Origin of the sequence: Hymenobacter terrestris, assembly GCF_013377905.1 — a bacterium.
Taxonomy (GTDB): Bacteria; Bacteroidota; Bacteroidia; order Cytophagales; family Hymenobacteraceae; genus Hymenobacter; species Hymenobacter terrestris.
Genome location: NZ_JABKAV010000011.1, coordinates 32,194 through 45,847 on the forward strand (window position 1 = coordinate 32,194; position 13,654 = coordinate 45,847).

At 62.2% G+C, this 13,654-nt stretch carries 13 protein-coding genes; 6 read left to right on the forward strand and 7 right to left on the reverse strand.

Features of this window, described 5'->3' with window-relative positions; translation table 11 throughout:
- Positions 1-24 precede the first annotated feature (24 nt).
- The 3 genes from HW556_RS05915 (at position 25) to HW556_RS05925 (ending at position 3,288) form a co-directional block, all read left to right on the forward strand.
- Positions 25-1,734, forward strand: a complete 1,710-nt coding sequence (locus HW556_RS05915; protein WP_176898906.1) for a S8 family serine peptidase — start codon at positions 25-27, stop codon at positions 1,732-1,734.
- Entirely contained in the window at positions 1,731-2,462 is a 732-nt protein-coding gene (locus tag HW556_RS05920; RefSeq protein ID WP_176898908.1) for a hypothetical protein, read from the forward strand. The genes HW556_RS05915 and HW556_RS05920 overlap by 4 nt, the downstream gene beginning before the upstream one ends.
- A gap of 223 nt (positions 2,463-2,685) precedes the next feature.
- A complete protein-coding gene (locus HW556_RS05925; protein ID WP_176898910.1) occupies positions 2,686-3,288 on the forward strand; it encodes a hypothetical protein in 603 nt (200 codons plus the stop codon).
- A gap of 236 nt (positions 3,289-3,524) precedes the next feature.
- Here HW556_RS05925 and HW556_RS05930 read toward each other — a convergent pair whose 3' ends face one another.
- From HW556_RS05930 to HW556_RS05950, 5 genes are all read right to left on the reverse strand, one after another.
- Positions 3,525-4,784: a DUF3570 domain-containing protein gene (locus HW556_RS05930; RefSeq protein ID WP_176898912.1), complete on the reverse strand. Its 1,260-nt coding sequence runs from the start codon at positions 4,782-4,784 to the stop codon at positions 3,525-3,527.
- A 96-nt stretch (positions 4,785-4,880) separates the two neighbouring features.
- Positions 4,881-5,129, reverse strand: a complete 249-nt coding sequence (locus HW556_RS05935) for a DUF4266 domain-containing protein (RefSeq protein ID WP_176898915.1) — start codon at positions 5,127-5,129, stop codon at positions 4,881-4,883.
- 59 nt (positions 5,130-5,188) lie between these two features.
- Complete coding sequence (locus HW556_RS05940; protein WP_176898917.1) at positions 5,189-6,232, reverse strand: FAD:protein FMN transferase; 1,044 nt, start codon at positions 6,230-6,232, stop codon at positions 5,189-5,191.
- Between the two features lie 79 nt (positions 6,233-6,311).
- Entirely contained in the window at positions 6,312-6,797 is a 486-nt protein-coding gene (locus HW556_RS05945) for a thioredoxin family protein (RefSeq protein WP_176898919.1), read from the reverse strand.
- 203 nt (positions 6,798-7,000) lie between these two features.
- A complete protein-coding gene (locus HW556_RS05950) occupies positions 7,001-8,335 on the reverse strand; it encodes a M23 family metallopeptidase (protein WP_176898921.1) in 1,335 nt (444 codons plus the stop codon).
- A gap of 312 nt (positions 8,336-8,647) precedes the next feature.
- Between HW556_RS05950 and HW556_RS05955 the strand changes: the two genes are divergently transcribed.
- Positions 8,648-9,502, forward strand: coding sequence for a hydroxymethylglutaryl-CoA lyase (locus HW556_RS05955; RefSeq protein ID WP_176899009.1), 855 nt, complete (start codon positions 8,648-8,650; stop codon positions 9,500-9,502).
- Positions 9,503-9,629: 127 nt separating this feature from the next.
- Positions 9,630-10,364: a (Fe-S)-binding protein gene (locus HW556_RS05960; RefSeq protein ID WP_176898923.1), complete on the forward strand. Its 735-nt coding sequence runs from the start codon at positions 9,630-9,632 to the stop codon at positions 10,362-10,364.
- A 409-nt stretch (positions 10,365-10,773) separates the two neighbouring features.
- On the opposite strand, the gene dapA is transcribed toward HW556_RS05960, so the two are convergent.
- On the reverse strand, positions 10,774-11,643 hold the full coding sequence (gene dapA / locus HW556_RS05965) for a 4-hydroxy-tetrahydrodipicolinate synthase (RefSeq protein ID WP_176898925.1): 870 nt from the start codon (positions 11,641-11,643) through the stop codon (positions 10,774-10,776).
- Between the two features lie 137 nt (positions 11,644-11,780).
- On the opposite strand from dapA, the gene HW556_RS05970 reads away from it, so the two are divergent.
- Positions 11,781-12,704 (forward strand): polysaccharide deacetylase family protein, encoded by a 924-nt coding sequence (locus HW556_RS05970; RefSeq protein ID WP_176898927.1) that lies wholly within the window; start codon positions 11,781-11,783, stop codon positions 12,702-12,704.
- Between the two features lie 136 nt (positions 12,705-12,840).
- On the opposite strand, the gene HW556_RS05975 is transcribed toward HW556_RS05970, so the two are convergent.
- On the reverse strand, positions 12,841-13,533 hold the full coding sequence (locus HW556_RS05975) for a spondin domain-containing protein (RefSeq protein ID WP_176898929.1): 693 nt from the start codon (positions 13,531-13,533) through the stop codon (positions 12,841-12,843).
- Positions 13,534-13,654 lie beyond the last annotated feature (121 nt).

Genomic DNA, 13,654 nt, shown 5'->3' on the forward strand with positions numbered 1-13,654 from the left:
ACAGGTTTTTAGGTAAGAGAACAATTGCGCTTTCGTAAACATCTGACTTTATGGCTGGGGTTGCTGGCTGGGCTGCCGGCGGCCGCTCAGAGCTCCGCATCCATCACGGCTCCTGCTGCCCGCTATTGGGTTACGTTCCGCGACAAAGCGGGCCAGATGCTGCAACCCGCCGCCTATTTCGACCCGGCTGCCCAGGCCCGTCGCCGTCGCCAGCACCTGCCCGCCGCCGACAGCACCGATTTCCCGGTGCGCCCCGATTATCTGGCCCGGGTGCGGGCACTAACTGATTCGGTTACGCTTGTCAGCCGCTGGTTTAATGCCGTGGCCTGCCGAGCCACCGCTGCCCAGGCTGCCCGTATAAGGCTTCTGCCCGGCGTATCCAGCGTAGAGGTATGGCCCGAGCGCCCCATGTTGCCTGCCGTAATCCACCGCCTGCAACGCCCTGCCGCGCCACCGGCTGGCTCGCCTGATCCCCTCTCGCCCGACGACTTGGTGCTGGCCCGCCGGCAAACGGCCGTGCTCGGGGCCGCCGGATTCCGGCAGGCGGGGCAGCAAGGGCAGGGGCTGCGTATTGCCGTGTTCGATGTAGGCTTCCGTGCCACCAACACGCATCCGGCCTTCGCGCACCTGTACCGCCGCCGGGCCATTGCGGCCACCTACGATTTCCTGCGCCGCACCCCCGATGTATACCGGGGTGGCAGCCACGGCACCGAGGTGCTCTCGTGCCTGGCCGGCCAGCTACCCGACAGCACCTTTCTGGGGCTGGCGCCGGGCGCTGAGTTCCTGTTGGCGCGCACCGAACAGCAGGGCAGCGAGCTGTACGCCGAGGAAGAAGCCTGGCTGGCCGCCGCCGAGTGGGCCGACCGGAACGGGGCTGACATTATCAACTCCTCGCTGGGCTACACCGACCGTCGCTACTTTCCCGAGCAGATGAACGGGCGTACCAGCCTAGTGGCCCGCGCCGCCGCCATGGCCGTGCGCAAGGGCATGCTGGTGGTGAATGCGGCCGGTAATGACGGCGACGACCCCACGTGGCGCACCGTTGGCACGCCTGCCGATGCCGACTCGGTGCTGACCGTGGGCGGCCTCGACCCCGATACGTTTCTGCATCTGCCTTTCAGCAGCTACGGGCCCGCGGCGGGCGGGCGGCTCAAACCTAATCTGTCGGCTTTCGGGGTGGCCATAACGGCCGTGCCGGGTGGCTTCGAGCGGGTCGAGGGTACCTCGTTTGCCAGCCCTTTGGTGGCGGGCTTTGCGGCCTGTGCCTGGCAGCAGCAGCGCGATTTGCCGGTAATGGCGCTGTTTGCCCGGCTGCAGCAGGCCGGGCAGCTCTACCCGTATTTCGACTATGCCCACGGTTACGGCCTGCCCCGGGTAGCCGCCTTCAGCGCCGGCGACGGGCCGGCGGTATTGCCAAATCCCACCTTCGATTTTGTGGCCGCCGACTCGGCCGTTAGCGTTATTATCCGACCCGAGGCAGCCGTTGTGCCCGCTTATTCGCTGCCGCTGCAGGCCGCTACCGAGCCGCTTGCCGACACTCCAACGGCCGAAATTGCCAGCCCGCCGGCCCCGCTGTACTGGCAGTTGCGCGATGCCAGCGGCTTTATTACGCGCTATGAGGTGCTGGAGGTAAGCCAGCGGGCCATCCTGCGGGTGCCGCTGCAACAGTTGCCAGCGGGTGGTACACTACGGGTGCATTTCCGGGGATACACGGCTAGCTTCAGCGTTTTATGAACAGGCTCATCTTTAACTGGCCACCTTTGCTGGCCCTGCTGCTGCTGACCGTTTGGCCCCGCTTGGCAGCGGCCCAGCGGGTGCTGCTGCGCGCCGACCCCGCCACCGATACCATTCCTAGGCGCTACGGCCCCAACCGGGCCCTTTATCAGCACCTGTACCTAGGCTACACTGCCGTGGTGGGCGCGGCCGACGGGCCCGGAGCCCCGTTGCGCTACCCCCAATCGGGCGAGCTGTTTGTTGGGCTGCGCAACAAGTGGCGCGTAACAGGCGCCACGGCGGCAGGGCTGGATGCCCGCTTTGCCTACCTGCGCTACCACTTGCGGCAAAGCAGTGCCAAACAGGTGCCCACGGCCCAGCCGCACTACCGCGAATCACTGAGCCTGACGCAGCTGCAGCTGGAGCCCTTTGTCCGGTTGAGTTTCGGGCGGCGCGGAAACGTGGTAGGACACTACCTCGACGTAAGCGGCTGGGGCAGCTGGGCGATAAGCAGCAACCACAGCTACGAAGACCGGCCCGGGCAGGGGCAAGGCACCCGGACGCTGGTGCGCGAAGTACGCCCGGCCTACCTGCGCCGCTGGAGCTGGGGACTAGGTACCCGGCTGGGCGCGGGCCGCTACGCCCTGGTGGGCCGCTACCGGCTCGCCGATACATTCAGCACTCAGGCGCCCGCTATCTACCCCGAGCTACCGCGCTGGCTGCTGGGCATAGAGGTGGGGGTATTCTGAGTTCCGACCAAAAAAAGGCTTTCCAAAGCAGTCTGCAGGCAGGCAAATTTCGTAAGCAAGCCAGCTGCCGGCCATACAACTGCGTGCGCGTGGGGGCAGGGTATTAATAGTTAATTGATTTAGGGATATTTATAATTGGCCGAATGCGGGGAAATCCCGAACTTTCGGGGCTGGAGCCTTTCTAAAGGCTGTCTGGCTGAATTGTTGCTGCGTCTGTTTACTCATGAAAAAACTATTAATCCCCGTTGCCGGAGCCTTTTGCCTGCTTCAGCTGTCGTCTTGCCTGAATACGGAGCGCGAAGTGGCCACCTCCCGCAACACCGACCGTCAATTTACGCCTGGCCTGGAGGCCAACCGCGGCCGGGTGAGCGAGCGTACCGTGTTACGTACGGTAAACGCCACCCATAACTTCTCCTCCACCAAGGACAAGGATTCCTTTGTGTTGCAGCTGCGCGGACCTAAAATTGCTTCGTCGCGGGCTTACTTTATCATCCTCAGCAGCACCGGCGATACGCTACGCCAGGAGGTGATGCCCGCCACCGCCCTTATCCGCGACCAGGACATGACCGATCCGCAGACGGCTACCGTACGCGACAAGGAAATTGCTATTCTGCAGGGCATGAACAGCTTTTTCCGCGACGACCGGTTTGTGCAGCCGGCCGTGCCTAAGGCGGCCGTTCAGCCCGAGAACGTGGATGCCCAGTCGTGGTCGTCGGTGAAAGCCGATAGTCGGGCCATTGGCTTCGATTACCCCTCGGCCGATGGCCGGGAGCGGCGCCTGGCATTCTCCAAGACCCTGAAACGTGCGGTAGTTATTGCCGAATAAGGTCGAGTCAGGCAGACAGCCTGCAGTTTCTGTTCGGACGGGTAAGTGATTGTATAAAAATTAAACTATCTGCACTGCTGCACCAGTGTCCACTGCCCTGTCAGATATACTGCAAAGCGCCGCCGGAGCTATTCCGGCGGCGCTTTACATTGCTAGCAAGGATAATGCTCTCTGCAATAATTGTTTGTTAATCAGTTGTTGCAGAAAGTACACTAAGCTGTCAACTCATCACTCTGCTATGGCATCGTGAAGGCTAGATCGAAGCTGACTAGGTTGGCGTTGAAATTGTTGTTGCGCTGGTAATAGGCGTAGCGCACATCGAGCGACTTGAATTTGGCCACTTTGCGGCCGCCCTGTCCGTTGCCGAAGGGGGTTTTGAAGCGGCTGATGCCGTACACCGGCGAGTAGCGCAGCCCCAGTCCGAACTTATTGGCCGAGAAATCCGACAGGTCGTAGTCGGAGGTGTAGAACTCGCTGGCGCTGGAGTGCTGGGCGTAGGGGGCGAAGTACCTGGCCGCCGTTTGGGTGTGGTAGCGGTAGAATGGGTAAAGCACGAAGAAGGGGGTTACTTTCAGCGGCGTTTCCAGCTCAAAGGTGTGGGCCGAGATACCGAAGTTGTCGTTGTAGAAGCGGTAAAAGCCCCTTAGCTGCACAAAATCGGAGGCAAAGTAGCTTGCCCGTAACGCCACCGGGTACTTAAAGCGGCGCTGCGGCAACTGCTCTACCTTGGGGGCCACATTGCCCGGCTCGCGGAAATACACCCGGTGGAAGGACGTGCTCAGCAGCCCGCGCTGGTACACCAGCTCGGTGCTGACGGCAATCTGCAGCCGCTGGTTGATTACCTGCGAATACACCAGCGACAAATTGTAGCTCTGGCGCTTGTCGGTGGGCACGAGTTGCTGACCAGTGCGCAGTTCGGTGGGATAGATGAGAGTGGCCTTGTCGAGATACACCTGCCCGGCAACGCTGAACTCGCGGTTGCCGTCGCGGGAGCTCTTGGCCCACGAGCCCGCTACGTTCACCGAGAAGTAGTCATATTCAGTCGATACGCCGGCTCCCAGCCCGATAGTGCGGCGCTTGGCCTTATTCTCGCGCGAGTAACCGAAATCGGCGTGCAGGCGCGTGTCGCGCGCCGAAGGGGTGGACAGGAAAAGGCCCTCCACGCCATCAATACGGTCGGTGGAGGCGGAGGCGTAAAAGTCGGCCCCGATGTTGGCCGTGAGCCGGCTGACCGTATCGAGCGGGATATTGAGGATGATGGTAGGAGTTACGTCGGTGAGGTACTCGGTGCCGCGCCCGCCCTGCACGGCCCCGTGCGTGCCGTCCTGCTGGTAGTAGCTCCCCAGGATATTGATTTCGGTTTCGCCCACCGAAGTGCCGGGCGCAGTGGGCTGGAGGCGGAGCGGCACCCCGGAGCCATCGATGCGGTTGGGCGTAGCGCCCCCCTGGGCCCAAGCCAGGCCAGGCAGCAGTACTACGCAGGCGGCCAGAGTCATCCGACGAAAAAAAGCCACCTCAATCCAGAATAGACACATACAACAAGCGAAAAGCACATCTTCGAAAAACTACCCCAGCGCAGTGGGCTAAGGGCCTTAATTACAGCCGCAACCGCCACCCACCTTGCCGCCGTTGGCCCCGCCGGCTCCTTCGCGGTACGACTGAAAGTTGGATTCGTAAACCTCTATCCGCTTGTTGGCGAGCTTCATATCCTCGTCGTTGAGGTATACCTTCTGATACGCGGCCACCGACACGCAGCCCCCCAGGCTACCCGCCGCCAGCAGCAAACCGGCCAGCCCAATTATCGGGCGGCGCACGCAAATAAGAGCTGGAATATCGGGCATGAGCAAGAAGCAGAAAGCGTGAGGGCGAAGCGCCGGAAAACGTACGGTAAATTACCCGGTTACGGTTGGCGGGTTGCCGGCACCGGGGCGCTGTTGCGGTAGTAGTTGATCTGCATGTTTTTGGAAACCAGCGTGCGGTTGTCGTCGGTAATCAGGGTGCAGTCGACGCCCTTGAGTTGGTTGATGAAGGCCAGGCCCTCCACGGGGCCCTTCACGAACACTACTTCATCGAGGCAGTCGGCCAGCTCCACATCGGAACAGATGATGGTGACGGAGCGCAGGCCAGTGGCGGGCAGGCCAGTGGCGGGGTTGATAATGTGGCCGTACACCCTGCCGCCCGACGTGAAGTACTGCTCGTAGTTGCCGGCCGTTACCACGGCCACATCGGTTACCTGCACCCAGCTCGAAATGCTGCCGGGGTGGTCGGGGTTGCCGATGGCCACGCGCCAGAGCGAGCCATCGGCCTGCCGGCCCCAGCACAGAATATCGCCCGAGCCGTTGAGCAGGCCACCTTTGATGCCAAGCTTATCGAGCATCTGCCGGGCTCGCCGGATGCCGTAGCCCTGCAGCACCCCAGCCAGATTGATGCGCATGCCCTTCTCCTGGAGCATAACGGTGCGCCGGGCGGGGTCGAGCAGCACGTGGCGGTAGTTGATGCGGGCCACGGCGGCCCGGCGCACGGCTTCGGGCGGCAGCGGGTGCTCCTGCCGGTCGAAGCGGTAAATTTTGTCGGCCGAGGCGAAGGTGATGTCAAAGGCCCCGCCGCTCAAAGCCGAAATTCGGAGGGTACGCTCAATCAGGTCGTACACCTCCTGGTCAACTACTACCGGGTGCAGGCCGGCGGCCCGGTTGATCTGCGTGATTTGGGAAGTGGAATCCCAGAATGACATAAGCCGGTCGATGCGGCGGGTTTCAGCAATGGCGGCGTTGAGCGCAGTCCAGCCCAGCGTATCGTTGTCGGCCACCACCGTGTAGGTGAAGTGTGAGCCCATGAGTTGGGCCTGCTTGCTGAAATTGCGCAGCTGAGCGGCTGCGTTCATGGGTTGCCAAGGCAGCAACAGCGCCAGCAGCCACAAAAAACGGAGCAAGGAGGCGGCATGCATAGCAAATGGGATAATCGGAGCCGAAAAGAACTGATTGGTGGTGCTATTCGGGCAGCATCGACCAAGGCAAGAGGACGCTCTATTTGCGGGCCAGCAGGGCGGTGAGGTGCGCTTCGTAGGCGGCCTCGCCGCCGGGCCGGTAGCCGGTTTTGGCCAATACCTTGCCTTCAGGCGAAATCAAGATTACCAGTGGAAAGGAACCCTCCTGGTTGAATTTGGAGGCGGCCAGCTCGTTTTGTTTTTGCTGCTCAGCCGACAGCTTGTTCTTCTTGCTACGCGGGAAATCGAAGTGCGCCAGCACAAACCTGTCGCGGGCAAACTGCTCGAAGGCCGGCGTATCAAACACTTCCTGCTTCAGCATAATGCAGGGCTTGCACCAGTCGGAGCCCGAAAAAACAGCCAGCACGGGCCGGTTGGTGGCCTTAGCCTGCTGCATGGCTGCCTCCAGGCTACTACCCCAGGCAGCAACGGGCACGGCCGCCGCAGAAGTCGTCTGGGCAAAACCAGTTGATGCCAAGCCTGATTCAGCTGCCAGCAAAGCAGTTGCGAAAAGTAAAACGCGCATAAGTAGGTAGTAGAAAGAGGTAAGATACAGCGGCCGTAGCCACATACGAAGCAACTGCTGATCTGGAGTAAAACAGGAACGCGGAACAACTTCCGAAAAAGCCACTCCGCGTTATTACTCTAATCACCGGCTCAAACCTACGGGCAACTTCATGAAGGCCGAAGGAAGAACCGGAAAAAATAGGCGCGAATTATCCCGGCCATTTATCCGGCCTTAACCCAGCCGGTGCGGCCGTTGGCCTGGCGCACGAGGCGGTAGCCCCCAAACTCGCCCAGCACGGCCACGGCGGTTTGGGCCGGCAAGGCTGCTACGGCCGGTGCGTCGGGTAGTGGGAAGGAGCGCAGCTCGGCCTCGGCCGTCAGCTTTTCACGGCGCAGCGGTACGGCAGTCCGCACAGCCGGGGCAGGTACGAAGCCGCTGCCGCCGCCGGGTAGCTGCACCCGCAACCAGCCGGGCACGGCGCCCAGCACCAGCAGCGGGATGGTAGGCGTGGCGATATGGCCCGCCAAGCCCGCCGCGTTAGTGGCTGGTGCGGGGCGCAACGGGAGTCGTGGGGCGCGTACGCGTACGTACTGGCCCAGCTCGGCGGGCAGCTTCTTCGGCGTTGTAGCTGGCGCATCGGCCTTACGCACAAAGGGTAGCGGATCGAGGGCGCCGCTGCGGTACACGCCGAAGTGCAGGTGGGGCGGCGTAGTGCGGGCGTTGCCGGTGTTGCCCACTAGCCCCAGCGTGTCGCCCAGGCGCACGCGCTGGCCGGGCTGCACCAGCTGCTTATCGAGGTGGGCGTAATAGAGGTGGGCGTTGAAATCGGCGGTGGAAAGCCACACAACCCGGCCACCCAGCGGAGTCTCGTTTACCCGCGTAACGATGCCAGCAGCCGCGGCGACGGCAGGCGTACCGCGGGCGGCAAAAATATCGACGCCCTCGTGGCGGCGGGCCCCGCCGTCGCGCCCCGCGCCCCAGAACGAGCCGATAGCCTTATCAGACTTGCCCTGCACCGGGAAGCTCAGGGTGGGCTCGCGGCGGATGCTGAGCGTGTAGCGCCCCCCGCGCAGCAGCTCGGGCTGCACCCGCAATAGGTGCTGGCGGTCGGCCTCCACCACGTAGCGAAACGAGAGGCTGGTTGTGTCGGCGGCCATCAGGTGCCGGGGCGCGGGCTGATCGGGGCTCAGCTCGAAAGCATCGAGAAACACGCGGGGCGCGGCCGTGCCGGGAGCCAGCGTGAGGCTGACCTGGATAGCCTCACCCGCCCGCACACCGTAGCGCAGGCCCAGCGCCACGGCCCGGTCGGCCGGAAAAAAGCCCGATTCCTGGTAGGGCAGCTTCACGGTGAGCGAGTCGCGCAACGCCTGTTCGGCGGCCCGGAGCCAGTCGCGACCCAGGGCCGTTTCGGCGAGGCCCGACTGTTGCAGGCGGCGGGCGTAGGTTTCGTGGGGCGTGGTTTGCTGAAAGAGGCCGCGCAGGGTTTGGTTCTGGCTACAAGCACTCAACAACGTAATCAATAACAGAAAAGGCAGGGCGCGAAGGCGGTGCAGCATGAAGCGAGCGGGGAGGAGTAGAGCGATACTAGAAGTGACTGTTTCAACCCCGAAACGAGCCGGGTAGTTCGCTAGCAAGCTGTGGGCCCGGCAGGAAGCCCGGAGCGCTGATAGCAGTATCCGATAAAAAGGTCGCGCAGCAAAAGACCGTAGGTTAACCCAGCTTTCACAAACCTTTCGTTAACGGCTTGCTGATTTTGATCGTGAAGGGCGGCCGCTACGGAGTGGTGGACTGTTAGCAGGAGCGGAGCTGGAGTGAGGCTGGGGTTGTCGGGGCAGGGTTTATCTTTGCGCTCCACCCACTTCCCGCCCATGCTCTACCTCACCGAATGCCCCCGCGACGCGATGCAGGGCTGGCCCACGTTCATACCGACCACCGATAAAATAGACTACCTGAACGCCCTGCTGAAAGTCGGCTTCAGTACGCTCGATTTCGGCTCTTTCGTTTCGCCCAAGGCCATTCCGCAGCTTGCCGACACAGCCGAGGTGCTGGAAGCACTCGACCTGAGCCAGTCGGGTACCATGCTGCTGGCCATTGTGGCCAACCTGCGCGGGGCCGAAACGGCTGCCAGCCACCCGCAAATCCGCTACATCGGCTTCCCGCTGTCGGTGTCCGAAACGTTTCAACAGCGTAACACCAACAAAAGCATTGCCCAGGCCCTCGATGATGTGGCCCGCATGCAGGAAATCTGCGCCCGCACCGGCCAGCAGCAGGTGGTGTACCTGAGCATGGGCTTCGGCAACCCCTACGGCGACGCCTGGAGCCCGGCTGTGCTCGGCGAGTTCACGCAGAAGCTCGACGCGCTGGGCGTGGGCATTGTGGCGCTGTCCGACACCATCGGGGCCAGCACGCCGGCTACCATCGCGCCCGCTTTCCGCGAGCTGACGGCCGCTTACCCGCATATCCGGTTTGGGGCCCACCTGCACACCACGCCCGATACCTGGCAGGAGAAAGTGCAGGCCGCCTACGAGGCCGGCTGCCGCCACTTTGATGGGGCACTGGGCGGCTACGGCGGCTGCCCGATGGCGGCCGATGAGCTCACCGGAAATATGCCCACCGAGCGGCTCCTAGAGTTTTCGACCCAAGTCGGGCTGGAGCCGGGCGTGAACCTGGAGGCGCTGAATGAGGCCATGCGGCTGAATCAGCGCATCTTTGCGGGGCACTAGTTCACTGTCATCCTGAGCGGAGCGAAGGACCTGGAAAGAAGCTGACGTCATTGCTCAGCAGCTTCTTTCCAGGTCCTTCGCTCCGCTCAGGATGACAGGTTTATTCGCTGCTTATTAGACCTGCCCCATGCATACCGCCGTCGATATATTCATTCCCTGCTTCGTAGATCAGCTTTTCCCGCACACCGCCATGAACATGGTGAAGGTGCTGGAGGCCGTGGGCTGCGAGGTACATTACAACCCCAACCAAACCTGCTGCGGGCAGCCAGCCTACAACGCGGGCTATAAAACCGAGAGCTGCGACGTGGCCCGCAAGTTTCTCACCGACTTTCCAACCGAGCAGGAGCGCTACATCGTGAGCCCCTCGGCTTCCTGCATCGGCATGGTGCGCAACACCTACGCCGACCTGTTCGAGGGCACGCCCGACGCCGGCCGCTACCACGGCGTGCAGCGCCGGGCCTTCGAGCTGACCGAGTTTCTGGTAGATGTGCTGGGAATCACCAGCATTCCGGGGGCAAACCTCAGTGGCAAGTACACCTACCACGACTCCTGCGCGGCCCTGCGCGAGTGCGGTATCCGCGCGGCCCCACGCCAGCTACTCGATGGTGTGGCGGGCCTGGAACGCCTCGAAATGGCCGAAACTGAAACCTGCTGCGGCTTCGGCGGCACCTTCGCCGTGAAATTCGAAGCCATATCGGTGGCTATGGCCGAGCAGAAGGTCGAGCACGCCCTAGCCACCGGCGCCGACTACCTAATCAGCACCGACACCAGCTGCCTGATGCACCTCGACGCCTACATCCGCCGCGAGAAAAAGCCCATCAAAACCCTGCACATCGCCGACGTGCTGGCCAGTGGTTGGTAACAAAGCTTTTGTAGTTTCATTAAGCCATTGCATTAATGTTGAGTATCTTCCGTCGTCGCCTTTGGAGCACTATCGCCGTCGGATTTTATGGCTTGTGGTGGGCGTTCGTGGTTAATTGGTTTGCAAATGGTTCGGCCAATTATCCAGCATCCTGCGGAGCCGCAAACGGCGCATTGGTGATCTTAACGCTTGGGTTAGTTGCCATATTTGTGCTGGCGCTGGGAGGTCTGAGTCTGTTTAACAGAGGGCAGAAGCGCAGGGATTACGTGGTATTATTAGGCATAGCACTAACGCCCCTGCTGTACGTATTTTGTTCGACCCTAATTTGAGTACAGACGGAACGGAGAAAATCCGCATATACCCGACCATAAGGGTCGGGTATATGCGGATTTTCCGAGTCAAAACTCTATTACATCAACTCCTTAATCCGGCCAGTTAACCCTTCGCTGGCCTCCAGCAGCGGCAGGCGGACGGCATCAGAGCACAGGCCCTGGGCGGCCAGGGCGGCTTTTACGCCCACGGGGTTGCTCTCCTCATACATGAGCGGGTTGAGCTGGGCGAAGCCAAACAGCAGCTGGCTGGCTTCGTCGAAGTCGCCGTTGAGGGCAGCGCGGGTCATGGCCGAGAAGCGTTGCGGGAAGGCGTTGGCCAGCACCGAGATGATGCCCGCGCCGCCGAAGCTGATGAGGGAGGTAGTCATCATATCGTCGCCCGAAATCAGCAGGAAATCGGTGGGCTTTTGGGCCGCAATGGCGATGCACTGCTCCAGGTTTCCGCTGGCTTCCTTGATGCCGATGATGTTGGGGTGCTGGGCCAACTCCAGGGTTGTAGCGGCCGTGAGGTTGGAGCTGGTGCGGCCGGGCACGTTGTAGAGTAGCACGGGTATCGGACAGGCGTCGGCCAGGGCCTGGTAGTGAGCGATGATACCGCGCTGGCTGGGCTTGTTGTAGTAGGGCGAGGCTGAGAGCAGCGCGTCGTAGCCGCTTAAATCGGTGGTTTCCAGGCTGCGGACCAGTGCGGCCGTGTCGTTGCCGCCCAGGCCGTACACCAGCGGGGCGCGGTCGGCCGTGTGCTCACGAGCCACGCGCCGGATTTCGCTGCGCTCCTCAGTAGTCAGGGTCGGCGACTCGGCGGTGGTGCCGTTGATAACGAGGTAGTCGGTACCGTTTTCGAGCTGGAAATCGATGAGGCGACGCAGGGCCGGGTAGTCCACGGCGCGGTCGGGGGAGGGGAGGAAGGGCGTAACCAGGGCCACACCGGTGCCACGGAGTTTGTCCATGCGGGAAATAAGCGGTTGCTTTGTAGAAAGAAGGACCGGCGGCAAGATACGGCCGTCAGACCGAAGGTTCATCTGATTTTCTTTCACTGTATTTTCCCCTGCGGCCCGCCTTTCGGCAGCCTGCACTCCCATCATCCATGAAGTTCACGAAGTACCCCGTGCTGGCCGCCGCGCTGGCCACCCTGGCCGTGCTGCCTGCCTGCACCGAAACCAAAACCGCCGCCGGTACCGAAACCGCCGCTGCTACCGCCGAACTAGCCGCCGACTCGGCCCTGACGGCCACTACCCCCACCGCCGGCAACGCCACGGCCGCCAGCCTGAACAACGGCAGCCCGGCCACCATCCCGGCCGGCCAACGGGCCGATGCTGCTACCGTGCTAGGTCGTAAGCAGGTGCCCATTCTGTGCTACCATCAGATTCGCGACTGGAAGTCATCCGACTCGAAAGGCGCTAAGGATTACATCATTCCGGTAGCTCAGTTCAAGGCCCAGATGAAGATGCTGGCCGACTCAGGCTACCACGCCATTCTGCCCGACCAGCTCTACGCCTACCTCACCACCGGTGCCCCGCTGCCCAGCAAGCCGGTCATGCTCACCTTCGATGATACCGACCTCGACCAGTTTACCGTGGCCCGCCCCACGCTGGAGAAGTACGGCTTCAAGGGCGTGTACTTCATCATGACCGTGAGCCTCGGCCGCCCCCGCTACATGAGCAAGGCGCAGGTCAAGCAGCTTTCCGATGAGGGCAACGTCATCGGCTCGCACACCTGGGACCACCACAACGTGAAGAAGTACCAGGGCCAGGACTGGGTGACCCAAATTGAGAAGCCTACCAAAGTGCTTGAAGAAATTACGGGCAAGAAAGTCAACTACTTCGCTTACCCCTTCGGCCTCTGGAACCCCGAGGCTATTCCGGAGCTGAAGTCGCGCGGCATGGACGCGGCGTTTATCCTGGCCGAAAAGCGCGACCAGCAGGACCCGCTCTTCACCATCCGCCGCATCATCGCCAGCGGCTACTGGACCCCTCGCACTCTGCACAACAACATGGTGCAGAGCTTCTAGGCTCGAAATCAAAGAGAAGAAGTAAAGCGCAAAAGCCCCTGATGTCAATGCTGACGTCAGGGGCTTTTGGTGTGGCAGGCGTTGAGTGTTCGACCCGCGCCACGGAATAGGTCTGTCGGCACGCTGTGAGGGTAGCTTACTTGATGCGCTCCAGATGCCAGCTACCCAATGGGGGGCCGTCGGGGGCTGGTCCGGTGGCGGGGGGCAATGGCAACCGCACAATTACCCCGGCCGGTAGCATCGGCTGGTCGGGTGCCGTGAAGGTAGCGCCGCCGTCGGTACCGGCATCGTAGGCCCGAGCTGCTATCCGGCGCTCGGCTACCCATTGCCCATCGGCTCCGAGCAGGTTTTCATTTTCCAGCGCCACAAACCAATCCGGGCTCGGCGCAATCATGGTTACCAGGCTCAGCCGGGGATGCGCTGCATCCAGACGAATGGTGTCGGCCACCATGCCTGGCGAATTGATGTTGCCGCGACCTTCCATCAAGCGAAAAGCCGCCCCACTGCCTTGCAGAGCGTTGATTTCGGCGCGCAGCCCTGTGTTGTTGCCCCGCTCGGCCATGTCTTTGATGCCGGCACTAGCCAGCTGGCCCGGCTGAAACAGCAGGCCATCGGCGCGGTGGGAAGCGCCTACTACGGCGGAGAAATGGGCGCCGGCCGGGAAGCTGGCATGCGTGGCTGCACTCCAGCTGGCCTCGAACGTAACGCGGTACAGCGCCGCGCCAACTGCCGGGGCAGGCATTTCAGGCATGGATTCCACTCCTTCTGAACAGGCCGCCAAGCCCGCGAATAGCGGAAACAGGAACAATGGGCGCAGCAGACGGGGCATGGCGTGAGGAGTTAAGATGGGCTATAGTTGGTGCGCCGATGGCTACTTGGTCGTGAGGCAAGCCTCCTGACGCGCGGATACAGCGAACGACTTAACCCCGCTCCGCAGTACAAGAGCGGCG